The sequence below is a fragment of the Eubacterium ramulus genome, assembly GCF_003122485.1.
Taxonomy (GTDB): domain Bacteria; phylum Bacillota; class Clostridia; order Lachnospirales; family Lachnospiraceae; genus Eubacterium_I; species Eubacterium_I ramulus_A.
Genome location: NZ_JRFU01000093.1, coordinates 1 through 19,684, shown reverse-complemented (window position 1 = coordinate 19,684; position 19,684 = coordinate 1). Strand labels below are relative to the sequence as shown.

At 42.9% G+C, this 19,684-nt stretch carries 18 protein-coding genes and 1 pseudogene; 8 read left to right on the top strand and 11 right to left on the bottom strand.

Annotation, left to right across the window (positions count from 1 at the left end; all coding sequences use genetic code 11):
- Positions 1-49: 49 nt before the first annotated feature.
- From LG34_RS08350 to dnaA, 10 genes and pseudogenes are all read right to left on the bottom strand, one after another.
- On the bottom strand, positions 50-538 hold the full coding sequence (locus tag LG34_RS08350) for an iron-containing alcohol dehydrogenase (protein ID WP_109215676.1): 489 nt from the start codon (positions 536-538) through the stop codon (positions 50-52).
- Entirely contained in the window at positions 519-671 is a 153-nt protein-coding gene (locus tag LG34_RS16720) for a hypothetical protein (RefSeq protein WP_181369330.1), read from the bottom strand. Before LG34_RS16720 ends, LG34_RS08350 begins: the two co-directional genes overlap by 20 nt.
- Positions 656-1,187, bottom strand: a pseudogene (locus LG34_RS08345) (aminotransferase class III-fold pyridoxal phosphate-dependent enzyme); the annotation flags it as partial. The pseudogene LG34_RS08345 and the gene LG34_RS16720, both read right to left, overlap by 16 nt.
- 233 nt (positions 1,188-1,420) lie before the next feature.
- The gene (locus LG34_RS08340) at positions 1,421-1,675 is read right to left on the bottom strand and encodes a hypothetical protein (protein ID WP_109215675.1); all 255 of its coding nucleotides are present in this window, start codon (positions 1,673-1,675) and stop codon (positions 1,421-1,423) included.
- Positions 1,662-4,190 (bottom strand): DNA gyrase subunit A, encoded by a 2,529-nt coding sequence (gyrA, locus tag LG34_RS08335; RefSeq protein ID WP_109215674.1) that lies wholly within the window; start codon positions 4,188-4,190, stop codon positions 1,662-1,664. The genes LG34_RS08340 and gyrA overlap by 14 nt, the downstream gene beginning before the upstream one ends.
- A 440-nt stretch (positions 4,191-4,630) precedes the next feature.
- Positions 4,631-6,547, bottom strand: a complete 1,917-nt coding sequence (gene gyrB, locus LG34_RS08330) for a DNA topoisomerase (ATP-hydrolyzing) subunit B (RefSeq protein ID WP_109215673.1) — start codon at positions 6,545-6,547, stop codon at positions 4,631-4,633.
- 10 nt (positions 6,548-6,557) lie between these two features.
- On the bottom strand, positions 6,558-7,640 hold the full coding sequence (gene recF / locus LG34_RS08325) for a DNA replication/repair protein RecF (RefSeq protein ID WP_109215672.1): 1,083 nt from the start codon (positions 7,638-7,640) through the stop codon (positions 6,558-6,560).
- Positions 7,637-7,846 (bottom strand): RNA-binding S4 domain-containing protein, encoded by a 210-nt coding sequence (locus LG34_RS08320; protein ID WP_021738089.1) that lies wholly within the window; start codon positions 7,844-7,846, stop codon positions 7,637-7,639. Before LG34_RS08320 ends, recF begins: the two co-directional genes overlap by 4 nt.
- Positions 7,847-7,936: 90 nt before the next feature.
- Positions 7,937-9,049 carry a DNA polymerase III subunit beta gene (gene dnaN, locus LG34_RS08315; protein WP_109215671.1) on the bottom strand — a complete coding sequence of 371 codons (1,113 nt, stop codon included), beginning with the start codon at positions 9,047-9,049 and terminating at the stop codon, positions 7,937-7,939.
- A 373-nt stretch (positions 9,050-9,422) separates the two neighbouring features.
- A complete protein-coding gene (dnaA, locus tag LG34_RS08310; protein ID WP_109215670.1) occupies positions 9,423-10,772 on the bottom strand; it encodes a chromosomal replication initiator protein DnaA in 1,350 nt (449 codons plus the stop codon).
- A gap of 233 nt (positions 10,773-11,005) precedes the next feature.
- Here dnaA and rpmH point away from each other — a divergent pair, with 233 nt between their 5' ends.
- The 8 genes from rpmH to rsmG all read left to right on the top strand — a co-directional run bounded on the left by rpmH (position 11,006) and on the right by rsmG (position 18,408).
- The gene (gene rpmH, locus LG34_RS08305) at positions 11,006-11,140 is read left to right on the top strand and encodes a 50S ribosomal protein L34 (RefSeq protein ID WP_021738092.1); all 135 of its coding nucleotides are present in this window, start codon (positions 11,006-11,008) and stop codon (positions 11,138-11,140) included.
- Positions 11,141-11,204: 64 nt separating this feature from the next.
- Entirely contained in the window at positions 11,205-11,567 is a 363-nt protein-coding gene (gene rnpA / locus LG34_RS08300; RefSeq protein WP_109215669.1) for a ribonuclease P protein component, read from the top strand.
- Positions 11,564-11,773: a membrane protein insertion efficiency factor YidD gene (yidD, locus tag LG34_RS08295; RefSeq protein WP_021738094.1), complete on the top strand. Its 210-nt coding sequence runs from the start codon at positions 11,564-11,566 to the stop codon at positions 11,771-11,773. Before rnpA ends, yidD begins: the two co-directional genes overlap by 4 nt.
- A gap of 17 nt (positions 11,774-11,790) precedes the next feature.
- The gene (locus LG34_RS08290; RefSeq protein ID WP_109215668.1) at positions 11,791-13,092 is read left to right on the top strand and encodes a YidC/Oxa1 family membrane protein insertase; all 1,302 of its coding nucleotides are present in this window, start codon (positions 11,791-11,793) and stop codon (positions 13,090-13,092) included.
- Between the two features lie 14 nt (positions 13,093-13,106).
- The gene (jag, locus tag LG34_RS08285; protein WP_109215667.1) at positions 13,107-13,733 is read left to right on the top strand and encodes an RNA-binding cell elongation regulator Jag/EloR; all 627 of its coding nucleotides are present in this window, start codon (positions 13,107-13,109) and stop codon (positions 13,731-13,733) included.
- A 424-nt stretch (positions 13,734-14,157) separates the two neighbouring features.
- A complete protein-coding gene (mnmE, locus tag LG34_RS08280; RefSeq protein WP_109215666.1) occupies positions 14,158-15,534 on the top strand; it encodes a tRNA uridine-5-carboxymethylaminomethyl(34) synthesis GTPase MnmE in 1,377 nt (458 codons plus the stop codon).
- Between the two features lie 233 nt (positions 15,535-15,767).
- On the top strand, positions 15,768-17,675 hold the full coding sequence (gene mnmG / locus LG34_RS08275; protein WP_109215665.1) for a tRNA uridine-5-carboxymethylaminomethyl(34) synthesis enzyme MnmG: 1,908 nt from the start codon (positions 15,768-15,770) through the stop codon (positions 17,673-17,675).
- Positions 17,676-17,679: 4 nt separating this feature from the next.
- Entirely contained in the window at positions 17,680-18,408 is a 729-nt protein-coding gene (rsmG, locus tag LG34_RS08270) for a 16S rRNA (guanine(527)-N(7))-methyltransferase RsmG (protein ID WP_109215664.1), read from the top strand.
- A gap of 199 nt (positions 18,409-18,607) precedes the next feature.
- On the opposite strand, the gene LG34_RS08265 is transcribed toward rsmG, so the two are convergent.
- Positions 18,608-19,558, bottom strand: coding sequence for an alpha/beta hydrolase (locus LG34_RS08265; protein ID WP_109215663.1), 951 nt, complete (start codon positions 19,556-19,558; stop codon positions 18,608-18,610).
- Between the last annotated feature and the right edge of the window lie 126 nt (positions 19,559-19,684).

Genomic DNA, 19,684 nt, shown 5'->3' with positions numbered 1-19,684 from the left:
CGCTGACCAGAATCACGCACCAAGTCTCACGTGCGTTCGACTTGAACTTCTACCTGGCATACGTCGCCTTATAAATCTCCTGACAATCCTCAAAGGTCGGCGCCTTCCGTGTATTTCCCGGACTTCCGCTATCCAGCGCATCCTGCGCCATCTTCGGAATCGCCGCATAGAACTCCTCTCGCGGAATTCCATACTTCTCTAACGTCGGCACTTCACACACCTCACAAATATGCTCGATCGCTTTTAGGAACTGCTCTGCTGCCGCGATATCGCCCATTTGAGCATCTGCCACACCAATTGCCCTTGCAAGGTCTGCAAACCGCTCATACGTCCCTTCTAATGCGAAGGAAAAGCATGCCTTCAGCACCATGGCATTGGAAATACCATGCGCCACATGAAACAGTGCTCCGATTGGGCGGCTCAGTCCATGCACCAGTGTCACACTGGAATTGTTGATGCAGATTCCTGCCTCTAATGCCGCCAGTGCCATCTGATGTCTGGCTTCTCGATTTTTTCCATCACGATAAGCAATCGGCAAACATCTCCGATTTCACCACATGCGGTCCCGTCACCAGCAGCGCCTTTTTCCCGCATTGTTTCAGATATCCGACCGCCTCAGAGAGGCAGTCCCTTCCGGTAAAAATATGTTCCGGGGTCAGATAGTGAGCCATGAATCCACCTCCGTTAATACTTCATCTACTTTTACCATTTCCTCACGCAGCTGCTCCTCGGTAATGATCAACGCCGGGTTGACAAAAATCATATTTTCGTGGGAATAGGTCATAAATTTCTTTGCCTTTAACATACCGATGATCTTGCCCATGGTTCCTTCCGGATCTTTGCCATATGGTACTAACGGTTCTTTTGTTTCTCTGTCTTTGACAAGCTCAATGGATGAGAAAAGACCGATGTAACGAACATCACCGATACACGGATGTTTCTCTTTTTCTTCCTGTATACATACGGGCGATTTTTATCGCATTTTCATTGGCATCCGCACCGGCATTTGTGAAAAATACTTTGCCGAAATTATCCGGAAGCCGATCAATGATTATTTTTCCAAGAGTTGCTCTGCTTTCTGCCGCATAAGCCGGTCCCACAAAACAGAATTTATCTACCTGTGCCTTGATGGCATCTCCGATTGCTTTATTTCCAAATCCCACATTCAGGTTTACAAGCTGAGAGGACGTATTGGGTTTAAAAAAGGAGCCCGCACCATATTCGGTGTTGGCTCCTTTGCGCTACCTTTATGTCTTTTGGTTAACGCCATTTTAATTTGTTTTTTCGGTGGATACAAGGATTCTAAGCCTAAGTTTTTCTGTGCTTAAGCACACACAATGCAAAGATAGTTTTTTATATTCATTCTGCAAACTGCGTGCCATATGACATTTCCATAATCATTCTGCACATCTCAACCGTCTTATCTTTTCTTCCTGCTTCTTCTCACCCTGAACTTCGGGCATTCCACCACCTGACAGCGAAAACTCTGCTTGCAATCCTGTCTGCAATCCTGACACATTTCATTGTACTGGATTTCCTGCGCCTCGTTCAGCATAAAATCTGCTTCGCCCATGGGCATACCATAGATCAGCTCCGACAGATCTAACTGTTCATATGTCTCCGCATTTTCTCCATTTGAAAATGCTTCTTCCGTCAGCAGATTACTCTTGCTCATCGCCTGCTGCCTCTGTCGCAGTCTCTGCTTCGATACCTTTGGCATCCTCTGCAACTTCTTCACCTTCTAAAGTCTCATCTTCTTTGACTTTGGTGATACTTGCTACTTTCACATCATCTTCCATGTTGATCAGTTTCACGCCTGATGTGACACGACCAAGGATAGAAATATCACTGACTTTCATACGGATGATAATGCCCTCAGTGTTGATGATCATGATCTCGTTATCATCATTTACAGCCTTCACGCCAACCAGATTTCCGGTCTTCTCTGTGATCTTGTAGCATTTTACACCTTTACCGCCACGGTTCTGAGCAGTAAATTCATCAATGGAAGTACGTTTTCCAAGTCCACGCTCAGATACGATCAGCAGATGCTCACCCTGAGTGTTGAGCTGCATGCCGACTACTTCATCACCGTCTGTCAGACTCATACCGATAACCCCCATGGATACACGACCGGTGCTTCTTACATCAGTCTCATGGAAACGGATACACTGACCGTATTTTGTCACAAGGAAAATATCCTGTGAATCATCGGTAAATTTAACCTCGATCAGTTCATCATCTTCTCGTAACGTAATCGCTGCCAGACCTGTCTTTCTGACATTTGCATAATCGGTGATTGATGTTTTCTTAACAATACCGTTCTTGGTTGCCATAAACAGATACCAGCCCTCTTTGTACTCCTTGATCGGAATAACAGCTGTGATCTTCTCACCCGGTGCCAGCTGCAACAGGTTGATAATAGCAGTTCCGCGGGCCGTTCTGCTTGCCTCCGGAATCTCGTAAGCCTTCATACGGTATACTTTTCCGGTATTGGTAAAGAACATCAGATAATGGTGGGAAGTTGTCATAAACAGCTCCTCAATATAATCATCATCGATGGTCTCCATACCTTTGATACCACGACCGCCACGATGCTGTGCACGGAAATTATCAGCGCTCATACGTTTGATATAGCCAAGTTTTGTCATTGCAATGACAGTATTTGTCACTGGAATCAGGTCTTCCATGGAAATATCGTACTCATCGTATCCGATGGATGTACGTCTGTCATCGCCATATTTAGCACTGATCACCATGATTTCTTCTTTGATAACACCAAGCAGTTTTTTCTCATCTGCCAGGATTGCTTTCAACTCAGCGATACGTGCCATCAGCTCTTTGTACTCAGCTTCCAGCTTCTCGCGTTCCAGACCGGTCAGAGATCTCAGTCGCATATCTACGATTGCCTGAGACTGTGCATCGGTCAGACCAAAACGCTCCATTAATCTTGTTTTTGCTTCCTGTGTCGTACGGCTGCCACGGATGATGGAGATTACTTCATCAATGTTATCCAGCGCGATCAGTAAGCCCTGTAAAATATGGGCACGTTCTTCTGCTTTGTTTAATTCAAATTTTGTACGTCTTGTTACAACGTCTTCCTGATGTTTCAGGTAATATTTCAGCATATCAAGCAGGTTTAATACCTTCGGCTCATTATTGACCAGAGCCAGCATGATAACACCAAATGTATCCTGAAGCTGTGTATGTTTAAATAACTGATTTAAGATAACGTTCGGGTTTACGTCTTTTCTCAACTCGATACATACACGCATACCCTGACGGTCAGACTCATCACGGAGATCTGTGATACCGTCCACACGTTTATCTTTTACCAATTCAGCAATTTTCTCAATGAGACGGGCTTTATTTACCATGTATGGAAGTTCTGTAACAACGATACGGTTTTTGCCATTTGGCATCGGCTCGATATCTGTCACGGCACGCACACGAATCTTGCCACGTCCGGTACGATATGCTTCCTCAATACCTGCGGTACCAAGAATCATGCCTCCGGTCGGGAAATCCGGACCTTTGACAACATCCAAAATTTCCTCAATGGTTGTGTCTCTGTCTTCTTCTACACGGTTATCAATGATTTTTACAACAGCACCGATGACTTCACGCAGGTTGTGTGGCGGAATGTTTGTCGCCATACCTACGGCGATACCTGTGGTTCCGTTTACCAGAAGGTTCGGGTATCTGGAAGGAAGCACTACCGGCTCTTTCTCTGTCTCATCGAAGTTTGGCTGAAAATCAACGGTATTTTTGTTGATGTCAGCCAGCATTTCCATGGAAATCCGGCTCAGACGCGCCTCAGTGTAACGCATGGCGGCTGCTCCGTCACCATCTACAGAACCAAAGTTTCCGTGACCATCCACCAGTGGATAACGTGTAGACCATTCCTGTGCCATGTTTACCAGAGCACCATAGATAGAGCTGTCTCCGTGTGGATGATATTTACCCATTGTATCACCGACAATACGCGCACATTTACGATGCGGTTTGTCCGGTCCGTTGTTCAATTCGATCATGGAGTAGAGAACACGGCGCTGTACCGGTTTTAATCCATCTCTGACATCCGGAAGAGCTCTGGATGCGATTACGCTCATGGCATAATCGATGTAGGATTTCTCCATGGTTTTCTTCAGGTCCACGTCGTGGATCTGATCAAATATCTTGTCGTCCATTTATATTCCTCTCTTTGCTGCGGGAAAATGTGTTTTATTTTTTACGAAACTGTTGTGAAAAACCACACGCAGACACGGACGATTTTCTATCTTCGTTGCGCCGCTTATTTCCGCCTCCTTCCGCGAACTCGCTTGCAAGATCAGCAAGCTCAAACACACTCACGGAGGCGGGCTATGCTCACTCCGATAACGAAAATCGCCCTACCGTCTCACTTTGTGGTTTTTCACTTCCAGTTTCTGTATAAATTTCAATATTCTATTTTTCCCTTACTACGTTTCGTCTGTCACTACATCATGTATAATGTATAGCAAATCAGACATTACAATGTCTGATTCATCCATTCGCAATCCACTTCGCTTCTTGCTCATAGATGTTACGTTCGTCAAATACATACCTTCTTTTATGCCAGCATAACGCATGTATGTATTTTCCTCACTTGCTATACATCTAAGTTCTCTACGTATTTCGCATTGGCTTCGATGAAGTCACGACGCGGCTCTACTTTGTCTCCCATCAGGGTTGTGAATGTAAGGTCAATCTCTGCAGTTGCAGCTTCGTCCATGGTGACACGGCGCAGGATTCGTTTTTCCGGATCCATGGTTGTCTCCCAGAGCTGTTCTGCATCCATCTCGCCCAGTCCTTTGTATCGCTGGATCTTGTTGCTGGAGTCACGTCCTACTTCTGCCAGAATGGCATTTAACTGCTCATCACTGTATGCGTACCATACTTTTTTGTTTTTCTCCAGTTTGTACAGTGGCGGCTGTGCCAGATATACATAACCCTGTTTGATCAGTTCCGGCATGAAACGATACAGGAAGGTCAGCAGTAAGGTACTGATATGAGCACCATCCACATCGGCATCGGTCATAATGATGATCTTGTGATAACGCAGTTTTGTAATATCAAAATCCTCATGGATACCGGTTCCGAAAGCAGTGATCATGGCTTTGATCTCGGCATTTCCATAAATCTTATCCAGTCTTGCTTTCTCTACGTTCAGGATTTTTCCACGCAGCGGAAGAATTGCCTGTGTTGCACGGCTTCTTGCTGTCTTTGCGGAACCACCGGCGGAATCACCCTCTACAATGTAAATCTCGCAGTTTTTCGGATCTTTATCGGAGCAGTCTGCCAGTTTTCCCGGAAGAGACATTCCCTCCAGAGCGGTTTTTCTTCTGGTCAGATCACGGGCTTTACGGGCTGCCTCACGGGCACGCTGTGCCAGCAGGGATTTCTCGCAGATTGTCTTTGCAACCGTCGGATTCTGCTCTAAGAAATAAGTAAGTTGCTCACTTACCACGCTGTCTACCGCACCGCGGGCTTCGCTGTTTCCAAGTTTCTGTTTTGTCTGTCCCTCAAACTGAGGCTCAGAGATTTTAACACTGATGATAGCGGTCAGACCCTCACGGATATCCTCGCCGGAAAGTGCTGCTTCGTTTTCTTTCACCAGTTTGTTTGCCTTTGCATAAGAGTTAAATGTCTTTGTCAGGGCATTTCTGAATCCGGCAAGATGCGTACCACCTTCCGGAGTCGTGATATTGTTTACAAAACTGAAGGTTGATTCGTTGTAGGAGTCATTGTGCTGCATTGCAACCTCTACATAGACACCGTCACGCTCTCCCTCACAGTAAATAACGTTTTCATACAGAGCTTCTTTGCTCTTGTTCAGATACTGAACAAACTCTTTGATACCGCCTTCGTAATGGAAGGTTTCTGTGCGCTCCTGTCCCGGTCTCTTGTCTGTCAGAACGATGCGCAGGTTTTTGGTCAGGAATGCCATTTCACGCAGACGCTGACGCAGTACATCATAGTCATATACAGTATCCTCAAAAATGCTTCCATCCGGAGAGAACGTTACTTTTGTACCAGTCTGCTCTGCCGGGCAGTCACCAACGATTTTCAGCGGATACATGGTTTTTCCACGCTCATAACGCTGCTGATAAATGTGTCCGTCTCTGCATACCTGAACTTCCAGCCAGTTCGAAAGGGCGTTTACTACGGAAGCACCTACACCGTGCAGTCCGCCGGATACCTTGTACCCTCCACCGCCAAATTTTCCGCCTGCATGCAGAATGGTAAATACAACCTCTACCGCCGGTTTTCCAGCTTTGTGGTTGATGTCTACCGGAATTCCACGGCCGTTATCGGTAACGGTAATGGTATCACCTTCATTGATCACTACATTTATCTCCGAGCAAAATCCTGCAAGTGCCTCATCCACTGCGTTATCCACAATCTCGTATACAAGATGGTGAAGTCCGCGGGAAGAAGTACTTCCGATATACATACCCGGTCTTTTTCGTACTGCTTCGAGACCTTCCAAAATCTGAATCTGATCTCCACCGTATTCTGTACTCATTCCTGTCCTCCTACTGTTCTGCTATCGTGCCTTCCCTGACGAAAAACACTTTATTTATGTGAAATCTATTTTTAACAAATTCATCCAGACCCGTACATGTGATGATGGTCTGAATATCATGGATGCTGTTCAGCAGATAATTCTGCCGGTTGCTGTCAAGTTCTGACAACACATCATCCAGAAGTAATACCGGCGTATCGTGGATCAGCTGTTTTACCAGCTCGATCTCCGCCAGTTTTAACGAAAGTGCAGATGTCCTCTGCTGCCCCTGGGAACCGTATTTGCGGATGTCCGTCTCATTGATCAGGAAGGAAATATCATCCCTGTGCGGTCCGTAAGACGTCATTCCCATTTTCAGATCCTTCATGCGGGATTCCTCCATGCGCGCCGCCAGCTCCTCTGCCGTGGCAGACGGTTCATACACAAGTTGCAGCGTTTCCTTATTTCCGGAAATATTCTGATGGATTCCCCGAACCATTTTATTCAGTTCCTGCAAAAACGCCTGTCGGCGCTGAATGATCTTCGTTCCATAGAGCACCAGCTGCTCATCCCACACCGGAAGCGTTGCCTCCAGATCCGGCCGGAAATGGATGTCCTTCAGCAGTTTGTTACGCTGCTGCAAAATCTTGTGATATTTCGTCAGATTGTGCAGGTAAATGCTGTCTAACTGACTTAATTCCATATCCATGAATCTGCGGCGCCCCGCCGGTCCGTCTTTGATAATATTCAAATCTTCCGGAGAAAAAACAACCAGATTCAGGATTCCAAACAGTTCTCCGGCTTTCCGGATCGGAATGCCGTTGACTGCGATTCCCTTGGCACTGTTTTTCTTCAGATGAATATCAATCCTGTTTTCCACACCGTTTTTTTCCACAATGGTGCGGATATGTGCCTCGTCCGCGTCAAAGCGGATCATTTCCTTGTCCTTGCTGCCTTTGTGGGACTTTGTGGTTCCGCTGACATACAGGGATTCCAGCACATTCGTCTTTCCCTGGGCATTATCTCCGTACAAGATATTGGTTCCGGCATCAAAAGCGATGCCGAGAGCCTGATAGTTGCGAAAATTCTTTAATTCCAGTGATTTTATAATCATTTGCCGATCTGAACACTCTCTCCGTTAAATGTAATGACATCTCCTTCGTGGAGCTTTTTGCCGCGCTGGTATTCTACCTCTCCGTTGACCTCTACCTGTCCGTCCTGGATCAGCATTTTGGCATCCACACCGGAGCCAACCATACCTGCAAGCTTCATGGCCTGGCCAAGTTTGATAAAATCATCTCTGATGATAACTTTTTCCATTTGTCTCTCCCATCTTCCGTTTAATCGTAAAACCTTACAAAAGGTTCTACAACCAAACCTCTGTTTTCTGTATTACTGACACCACTGCGTTTATACGGTTGCTGCGTTAAAGTTAACCGGAAGAATCAGGTATGTATAAGTGCCTGCATCATCCTTGATAAAGCAAGGTGCCTTCGGGTTTACCATATATAAAGTAACTTCTTCATCATCAATGGCACGAAGTGCATCGATAAAGAAACGCGGGTTAAATCCGATCAGCAGATCTTTTCCCTCTTTGTCGATCTCAAGTTCCTCATTCATGGAACCTGCAAAGGAATTGATCTTTAACTGAAGGCTTCCGTCCTGAATGTTCAGGATGATCGGTTTCTTGTCACCCTCACGGATCAGCAGAGTTGCACGGTCAATACAACTTAAAAACTCACGTTTGTTTACTTTTACCTTTGTATCATAATCAGAAGAAAGCATCTGATCAATGTGGAAATACTCGCCTTCGATCAGTCTTGATACCACCTTTGTCTGATCAAACTCAAATAAAATGTGGTTGTCTGCAAAATAAATATCCACCATATCCTCAGCTTCACCTGTCAGGATCTTGCTGATCTCCTGAAGTGTCTTTCCAGGAACGACAACCTTTAACGGACTGTAGTTTTCTTTTAACTCGATATTTCGGATGGAAATACGGTGTCCGTCCAGAGATACAACTCTCAGACGGTTCTCGTTGATTTCAAAAAGTTCACCGGTCATCAGTTTGTTTGTATCGTTATCTGCGATAGAGAAAATGGTCTGGCGTACCACATCCTTTAACGTAAACTGGGAAATGGTGATGGACTCATTTTTCTCAATATATGGAAGATAAGAAAAATCTTCACCGGATTTTCCTGCGATGGTAAATTTTGCTTTTTCACAGGTAATGATGGTCTGGAAAGAATCATCCGACTCGATCACAACCTCATTATCCGGAAGTTTACGAACAATCTCAGAAAAGAATTTTGCATCCAGTGCGATGATTCCTCTCTCAACGATCTCTCCTTCAATCACGGTCTCTATTCCAAGTTCCATATCATTCGCAGTCAGCTTGATCTCATTTGCCGATGCATCAATAAGAATACATTCCAGAATCGGCATGGTTGTTCTGGACGGAACAGCCTTTGATACAATGCTGACACCTTTTACCAGGTTTGCTTTTGAACAGATTATTTTCATAATGTTAATAACTCCTTTCAGGCATCATAGCTTCACATAATATATCTATATATAAATGGTTTTCGTCGTAATCGTCTTAGCGCATGTGTATAAGTGGATAACGTTCCACCACCTTACGTTAAGCAGATTTTCACCATATTTTTTTCTGTTTTTGCTGTGGATTTGCTACTTACAGTTTGGGGACAATCTGTGAAAAATTCCGTTTTTCTCCGGCATCAGAGCACACCTTAAAGGATCTCACGTACATTTTCTCTCAACGTGATACCTGAGATTTCCGTTTTTCCACAGATTTCCACAACGCTTTCCTCTGTTATCTACACGTATATCAACATGTAATCAGCATGTTTCATCTGTTTATCCACATATTGTCCACTTAATTTGGGTTAATTTTCTTCTTGATCGTCTCTACCGTCTTTGCAACAGCTTCATCTGCACTGACATCCTCTGCCACCTTCTTAATCCCATGAACCACCGTGGAGTGATCTCTGCCGCCAAGCACTTTTCCAATGGCTTCCAGCGATGCATCCGTCATATTTTTACACAGATACATGGCAATCTGCCTTGGTTTTGCCACATCATTACTCCGGGATTTTGACAAAATCTGTTCGATACTGATGCCAAAATGCTCCGCAACCACTTCCATAATGAGCTGTGGTGTCACAATGCGGGGCTTGTCCGGTGAAATGATATTCTGCAATTCCTTCTGCGCGATCTCCATGGTGATCTCCGTCTGAACCAGATTGACGTACGCCATCAGCTTATTTAAGGCACCTTCCAGTTCACGGATGTTCGACTTAATATTGACCGCTATGTAATTCAGGATCTCATCACTCAGCTCAAATCCATCCCGCTCCGCTTTCTTTTTCAGGATTGCCATACGGGTTTCATAATCCGGCGAACCGATATCTGCCAGAAGTCCCCATTCAAAACGGGAACGGATGCGTTCTTCTAATGTCTCCATTTCCTTTGGCGGACGGTCACTGGACAAAATGATCTGCTTTTTCGCCACATGAAGTTCATTAAAGGTATGGAAAAATTCTTCCTGCGTGCTTTCTTTTCCTATAATAAACTGCACATCATCGATCAGAAGCACATCGATACTGCGGTATTTCTCCCGAAAACGGCTCATAGCAGTATTATTGCCATTTCTAATCGCCTCAATCAGTTCATTGGTAAATGTTTCCGATGAAACGTACAGCACCTTCATCCCCGGATGATTTTCCTGAATAAAATGTGCAATGGAATGCATCAGATGTGTCTTTCCCAGACCTACACCACCATATAAAAACAGCGGATTGTAGATTTCTCCGGGTGATTCTGCCACTGCCAGCGACGCTGACTGTGCAAACCGGTTATTATTTCCCACTACAAATGTATCGAATGTATAGTTCGGATTCAGGTTCGACCGTTCCGCTTCCTCTGTCGTAGCCTGCCGCGCCGGATGCGGCATTTTGAGTTTTCTGGCCTGCTCCGGAAGAACAAATTCAATCTCATATTCCATCCCGATGATCTCTGCCACTGCAACCTTGAGTGGAAGGTAATACTTCTTATTAATATAAGTAAGTCCCATCTGCTCACTGGAAACCAGTACAAAAATGCGGTTATTCTGGATAGAAAAGATCTGAAGCGGCTTCAACCAGGTATTAAAAGAAATATCTGTCAGCTCATGTTCCCGTTTTACAGTCAGAAGGATCTCACTCCATTTTTCTTCGACTAACTGCATAACTATCTCCATTTCTTTATTAGTAGCGGTAAGTATCCAATGTCTATGATAACTCAAATCGCGCCATTTTTCAATGAAAACTTCCGAACCGTACAGGGGATAATAGACGGGGCAAAAATGGATTTTCGGGCGTTTTACACGTTTTTCTAAAACTTTTCAATTTTCTATTGACTTGTCTGACTTTTTTTGTTATCATCCGAAATGATGCTACGAGGAATGGAGGTGTATCACATATGAAAATGACTTATCAGCCGAAAAAGAGACAGAGAGCGAAAGTTCACGGTTTCAGAAAAAGAATGAGTACAGCAGGCGGAAGAAAAGTTTTGGCCGCTAGAAGATTAAAAGGAAGAAAAAAATTAACAGCTTAGGCCACAACGTTTGTGGTCTTTTCTTCTCTTTAGACAAATTGTTGTAAATCAGAGGACAAGAGACATGCATTTTTCAGAATCATTAAAAAAGAACAGAGATTTCCGGACAGTTTACCGGGAAGGTAGATCTTATGCAAACAGACTTTTAGTCATGTATACGCTGAAAAATGACTCGGACAGAAACAGATTAGGAATTTCCGTTAGTAAGAAAGTTGGTAACAGTGTTGTCCGGCACCATATTACCAGATTAGTAAGAGAAAGTTACAGACTGCATGAAGAGATGTTCCATAGTGGTTGGGACATTGTAGTCATCGCAAGGGCAGGCGCAAAAAACGCATCATATCACGAAATCGAATCCGCATTGCTGCACTTGGGAAATCTTCAGAAAATTATGAACCCCGAAGAAAAGAAGATGGAATCACATTGAAAAAAATATTGATTTTTTTAATAAAATGGTATCGTAAATATATTTCTCCGATGAAAACCACGAAATGTCCGTATTACCCGACCTGTTCCACCTATGGACTGGAAGCGGTAGAGAAGTATGGAGCATGGAAGGGTGGATTACTTGCGCTCTGGCGCATTTTACGCTGTAATCCGTTCTCAAAGGGTGGTTACGATCCGGTTCCATGATTATAGGAGGCAACCAGATGGATTCCTTATTTTTACTTACTCAGAATTCAGGTAAGATTTTAGGACCAATCGCAAAGGTACTCGGTTACCTTATGAACGCAATCTACGCTTTTATGGATAAATTTTTACACATCCAGAACGTAGGTTTAACAATCATCTTATTTACGATTGTTATCTATCTTTGCTTACTTCCGCTTACCTACAAGCAGCAGAAGTTCTCAAAGATGTCACAGATCATGAATCCTGAGATTCAGGCAATTCAGAAAAAGTATAAAAACCGAAGAGATCAGGCATCTGTTCAGGCAATGAATGAAGAGACACAGGCCGTTTACCAGAAATACGGCGTATCCCCGTCCGGTAGCTGTGTATTTATGCTGATCCAGCTCCCGATCCTGTTTGCTCTCTATCGTGTTATTTACAATGTACCGGCATACATCACAAACGTTAAGAGTACATTTGACGGCGTTGTAACCGGTATTATGGGTACCAGCGGATATCAGGATACCATGAACAGTTTCCTTGAGACAGTTTCCAAGAAAAACTCCGTATTCCGTGGTATTTCTCTGAATTTTTCAGGAACGACTCAGCAGGCTCATGATTCTATCGTTGACGTATTGTACAAATGTACCAGCGATAACTGGACATTACTCCAGGATAAATTCAGCGGTCTGTCAGATGTTATTGCAAGTACCCAGTCTGCAGTAGAGCATTTTAATAACTTCCTCGGAATCAATATCGTATATTCTCCGAAGACAATTATTACAACAAGTGCTCACGAAGGACATTATGTACTGATTATTCTGGCTTTACTTGTACCGATCCTTGCAGCTTTAACACAGTTCCTGAATATCCGTCTGATGCCACAGGCAGCTTCAAACGGCGGACAGCAGGAAGCTATGGCAGGTCAGATGAAGATGATGAACTACATGATGCCTTTATATTCTGTATTCATCGTATTCTTCCTTCCGGTCGGTGTTGGTATCTACTGGATCGCAGGTTCCGTAATTCGAAGCTTCCAGCAGTTCCTTCTGAACAAGCATTTTGATAAGATGGATCTTGAGAAAGTGATCAAAGAGAACCAGGCAAAAGCAGCTGCAAAGAATAAGAAGAAAATTGAGAAAAAAGGCGTAGCCGGCGAACAGATCGCAAACGCTGCCAAAGTAAACACTCGTAATATCCAGTACAGATCTATGGCAGACAAAGCAGCTTCCGTTTCCACAAAAGATGTGAAACAGGATACAAACAAAAAATACAAAGAGGGAAGCATGGCTTCCAAAGCAAATCTTGTAAAAGATTTTAATAACAAAAATACAAAATAGGGGAGGGCATTGTAATGGATTTTATCGAATTTACAGGAAAAACTGTTGATGATGCACTTACAAACGCTCTGGTTGAGTTTGGCGTAACAAGCGATCAGATTGAGTATGAAGTGTTAGAAAAAGGCAGTTCAGGATTTCTTGGATTCAACAGTAAACCGGCAAAGATCAAAGCCCGTAAAAAATATACCGTTGTAGATCATATCAGAAATTTCCTTTCTCAGGTATTTGACGCTATGGGACTGGAAGTTGAGATTCTGATCAAACCTTCCGATGAAGAAAATGTATACGATGTAGAGCTGAAAGGCAATGAGATGGGTGTTCTGATCGGCAAACGTGGTCAGACACTTGACTCTTTACAGTACCTTACAAACCTCGCGATCAACAAACATTCTGAGACTTATACCAGAGTAAAACTTGATACAGAGGATTACCGTAAGAGAAGAAAAGAGACACTGGAAAATCTCGCAAGGAATATTGCTTACAAAGTAAAACGTACGAAAAAAGCAGTATCCCTTGAGCCGATGAACCCATTTGAGAGACGTGTGATCCATTCCGCATTGCAGAATGACCGTTACGTTTCTACACACAGCGAAGGTGATGAGCCTTACAGACATGTTGTAATTACATTAAAAAGACAGTAATTTTTGAGTTTATTTTAAATTAAAAAACTTTCAGCAAAGACGGATGTGGACACGGATAATTTTCTGTGTCTGCTGCGCCGCTTATATCCGCTTCCTTCCGCGAACTCACTTGCAAAACCAGCAAGCTCAAACACACTCACGGAAGCGGGCTATGCTCGCAGCCACGATGAAAATTAACCTATCGTCCGGCATCCGTCTTTTGCTGAAAGTTTTCTTTACGTTATGAAATAAAAATATTATAATAAAAAACAAGATGCATAATTGTGAGAGTACGAAGTACGAAACAATTCGTATGGCATCTTTTGACCCCACCATCTAATTTATTTTCTATTAGATACTTTCGGATTCTTTGATTATAACAAAATAACTATTTTGAAATGTTCCGAAAGTATATTAATATTTAATCTGAGAGAAGAACACAAATATGAAAACTGATACAATCGCAGCGATTGCAACAGCCATGTCTAATTCCGGTATCGGAATCGTCCGCATCAGCGGTGACGAAGCATTAGAAGTTGCAGATCGCATTTTTCGTCCAAAAAAGGGAAGCCGCAAGGTTTCCGATATGGAGACACATACCATCCATTATGGCTATGTGGTAGACGGTGAAGAAGTAGTAGATGAAGTTATGCTTCTGATCATGAAAGCACCGCGCAGTTATACCTGCGAAGATACCATCGAAATCGACTGTCACGGTGGTGTTCTGGTTATGAAAAAAATACTGGAAACAGTTTTAAAATATGGAGCCCGCCCGGCAGAACCGGGAGAGTTTACCAAACGGGCATTCTTAAACGGACGTATTGATCTGTCCCAGGCAGAGTCCGTAATCGACGTAATTAACGCCCAAAATGAACTGGCGCTAAAGAGCTCCGTCAGCCAGTTACAGGGCGCCGTTTTGGAGAAAATAAAGGACATCCGTGCCGTTGTACTGCATGAGATCGCCTTTATCGAATCCGCTCTGGATGATCCGGAGCACGTTTCACTGGATGGCTATCCGGAGCAGTTACGTGGGATCATGAGCGATGCCCACTCCAAAGTAAAAAAACTGCTGGATTCTTCCGATAACGGAAAAATGTTAAAAGAAGGTATCAACACCGCCATCGTCGGAAAACCAAACGCCGGAAAATCCTCCCTGCTGAATATTCTGGTGGGAGAGGAGCGTGCCATTGTTACAGAGATTGCCGGTACAACACGCGATATTCTGCAAGAGCAGATTCAGATCGGTGGCATTGGATTAAACGTCATTGATACTGCCGGGATCCGCGACACAGAAGATATTGTTGAAAAAATCGGTGTCAACAAATCCAGAGAATATATTGAAAAAGCAGACTTGATCATCTATGTTGTGGATTCCTCTACAGAACTGGATGAAAACGACCAGGAGATCATTGAAGCCATTCAGGATAAGAAAGCAATCGTTCTGTTAAATAAATCCGATCTGGATGCCAAGACTGATGCAGCCATTTTACAGGAACGTTTAGACAAACCGATTCTTTCCATTTCAGCAAAAAATAACACCGGAATCCATGAGCTGGAAAAACTCATTGAGGAGATGTTTTTCAGTGGAAAACTGTCCTTCAATGATGAAGTATATATCACAAATATCCGTCAGAAAAATGCTCTGGCAGAGGCAGAGAGCAGCCTGAAAATGGTGTTACAGAGCATAGACGACGGAATGCCGGAAGATTTCTTTACCATTGATATGATGAATGCCTATGAGGTCTTAGGCACGATTATCGGCGAATCTGTGGGTGAGGATCTGGTAAATGAGATCTTCAGTAAATTCTGTATGGGTAAATAAACTAACAGGATTTAGCTCAATTATTGTTTTGTGAAATAATAATTAGATTATGAACAAGTACTATAAGTAGATTACAAATATCTACTCGGATAAATTCTCTTTGTAAAAACATGGAGTAATGTTTATTTTGTATATTGTTTGTATGTTATATAATCAATAGAAAATATGATAGTATTTTCCATTTGTTATATAGCAGTTGTAATATAAAGTAATATTTCTATGAGGAAAAATATATGCCAGTTATAAAAGAAAATTATGATGTTTGTATCGTCGGCGCAGGTCATGCGGGCTGCGAAGCAGCCCTTGCCTGCGCACGACTGGGACTGGAAACCATTCTTTTTACCATCAGCATTGAAAGCGTAGCCATGATGCCGTGTAATCCGAATATCGGAGGCAGCTCCAAAGGTCATCTGGTGCGCGAAATCGATGCCTTAGGCGGTGAGATGGGCGTCAATATCGACCATACCTTTATCCAGTCTAAAATGTTAAATAAATCAAAAGGACCTGCCGTTCATTCCCTGCGTGCACAGGCGGACAAAGCCGATTACAGTGCCAGAATGAGACAGGTATTGCAAAACACCGACCATCTGACACTGCGTCAGGCAGAGGTTACCGAATTAATGGTAGAAGATAAGCAAATTCGTGGTGTGAAAACGTTTTCAGGAGCAGAGTATTATGCAAAAGCGGTCGTACTTTGTACCGGTACTTATCTGAAAGCCCGCTGTCTTTACGGAGATGTGGTCAATCACACCGGGCCAAACGGACTGCAGGCAGCTAACCATCTGACCGATTCCCTGGTTGCAAATGGAGTAGAAATGTTCCGTTTCAAAACAGGTACACCGGCACGTATCGACAGACGTTCCGTTGATTTTTCCAAAATGCAGGAACAGCTCGGCGATGAGAGAGTCGTACCGTTCTCATTTACAACCAATCCGGATGATGTACAGATCGATCAGGTCAGCTGCTGGTTGACCTATACCAACGAAAAAACACATGAGATTATCCGCGAAAATTTAAGCCGATCCCCGCTTTTTTCCGGCATGATCGAAGGAACCGGTCCTCGTTACTGTCCGTCTATCGAAGACAAAGTAGTGAAATTTGCAGATAAAAACCGCCATCAGGTATTCATTGAACCAGAAGGAATTCACACCAATGAAATGTATATCGGCGGTATGTCCAGCTCCCTTCCTGAAGATGTACAGTATGCGATGTACCACACTGTACCGGGATTAGAGAATGTCAAGATTGTAAGGAATGCCTACGCAATTGAGTATGACTGTATCAATCCGCGTCAGCTGTATCCGTCTCTGGAATTTAAGGAAATCTCCGGTCTGTTCAGTGGTGGACAGTTTAACGGAAGTTCCGGATATGAAGAAGCAGCAGCTCAGGGACTGATTGCCGGAATCAATGCTGCTATGAAAGTAAAAGGTAGAGAACCGCTGATTCTGGATCGTTCCGAATCCTACATTGGCGTATTGATCGATGATCTGGTTACAAAAGAAAACCATGAACCATACCGTATGATGACTTCCCGTGCAGAATACAGACTGTTACTCCGTCAGGATAACGCTGATCTGCGTCTGACCAGACACGGTTACGAAGTCGGATTAATTCCGCAGGAACGTTATGACTATGTTGTAAAAAAGGAACAGCTCATCGAAGAAGAAGTACAGCGTGTGGAAAATGTTCATTTAGGAGCATCCGCACCGGTACAGAAATTGATGGCAGAGTACAACAGCCAGCCACTCAATACCGGTACATCCCTTGCAGAACTGATTCGCCGTCCGGAATTAAATTATGATGTTTTGGCACCGATTGATCCGGAACGTCCGGAACTGACAGAGGACGTCCGCGAACAGGTAAATATCAATATTAAATATGACGGATATATCAAACGCCAGATCAAACAGGTAAAACAGTTTAAGAAACTGGAAAGCAAAAAGCTGCCGCCAAACTTTGATTACAATCAGATCAGCGGTTTACGCATGGAAGCACAGCAGAAACTGAACCTGTATCAGCCGATCTCCATCGGACAGGCTTCCCGTATTTCGGGTGTGTCCCCGGCGGACATTTCTGTCATTTTAGTATATTTGGAACAATTACACTATCAGCAGAAAAAAGAACAAGAACAGGATAAATAAACGTATGAGTTATGATCTGACCAAATTCAAACACGGTCTGGAAGAACTGAACATCACTCTGACAGACGAACAGATAGAACAGTTTCTGCAGTATTATGAAATGCTTGTAGAAAAAAATAAAGTAATGAACCTTACTGGCATTACAGAATACGAAGAAGTCATTCAGAAACATTTTCTGGACAGTCTTTCTCTGATCCGCGTGATTCCGGATATTGCCAGTCAGAAACTGACCGTCATCGATCTTGGAACCGGTGCCGGTTTCCCGGGTATTCCGTTAAAAATTGCATTTCCGGAATTAGAGATTACCCTGATGGATTCTCTGAACAAAAGAATCCTGTTCCTTCAGGAAGTGATCGATGCACTTGGCCTAAAAAAAGTATCTGCCGTTCACGGAAGAGCAGAAGAGATGGCTTCCAATGCTACGCACAGACAGCAGTATGATCTCTGTGTTTCACGTGCAGTCTCCAATCTGGCAGTACTTACAGAATACTGTTTGCCATTTGTAAAAAAAGGTGGATTATTTGTTTCCTACAAATCCGCAGATTCTGATGCAGAAATTCAGGAAGGAAAGAAGGCGATTTCTATTCTTGGTGGAAAACTTACTTCCGTAGACAAATTCCAGTTACCGGATTCCGATCTGAGACGTGCACTGGTTTGTATTAAGAAAGTAAAAGATACACCAAAGAAATATCCAAGAAAAGCAGGTACACCTGCAAAGTTACCACTTAAATAACAAATATATGGTATAAAAAATATAAGAGAGAAAATATATTGATTACACTTGACGAATGACAAAATCACAAAATAATAAAATTGTAATAGAAATAGAACTGTTGTTGAAAAATAGCAGTTCTATTTTTCTGAATTTATCAGTCAAAAAAGACACAACAGAAATGTTTCACGTGAAACATATTTGCTGTGTCTTTTTATCATTATGAGTGAAGAATAATATTTACCAGATGTACAAATTTATCCGGTGCTTCCATCTGTGGAAGACAAGTAGTATTCGGAATATATGCATCTTCAATCGCTGGATTGAACTCCTGATAATCATTAATAACATCTTCAATAAACGGATGCTCTTTTCCACCGATCAGACAAATGCTGTTGTTGATCTTTTTAATTGCAGATACCACATTGATATTTGTGTAATAACTTTTGATACTTGCAAGCAGATATTTTCCACCGCCATCACCAATATGTGCTGCCTGATAGTAAGTCTGGATCGTTTTTTCAGAAACCATGTGTCCTTTGTAATAGTAGTTATTTACAAATGCATCAATGATCCGGTTCTTACTTACTTCCATATTATAAATAAACGTACCGATAATTGGCAGTTCAATCAGGAACTTCAGCATATTTTTTCTACGTCCCGGTGCTTTTGCCAGTTCGTACAAGTCAGTTGGTGTTACTCCGATGATCTTATCATAGTATTTAGATTCCATCTGACATCCCATAATTACAAAAGAAAGGGAATCTCCTGTAGCAATAACATCTGTCTTTTCTTCAATTACTGCATGGATAAAATCATTTACTAACTGAACATATAAATAATTGGTGTATGTCATATTCGGTTTTTCAGAGCGTCCACATCCTAATAAATCAATGGCATATACGGTATGATCCTCAGACATTTTTTTGATCACTGCCTTCCACTCATAAGAAGATGAGGTCGGATCCAGATCATGGATCAGTAATACAGGCTTTCCTTTTCCGCTTTTTGTATAATAGATATTTCCATACTTCCAGTGATAATATTTTCCACCACCGGTCGGTAAATGGTCTGTCATATGTGAGAAAACACTGATCAGCTTATTAATAATAATAATCAGACCAGCTACAATACATAGTAATAATGCGCTATTCTTAATATGCTTTTTCATCAATAAACCCCTTTCGCATTTAATCATTTTAATACCTATATTATAATCCATTGCCCCTTGAGATACAAATACTTTTTTTTCAAGAATGCTCCGGCATTCTTGTTGCGAGGTGCGCGTCATGCAATT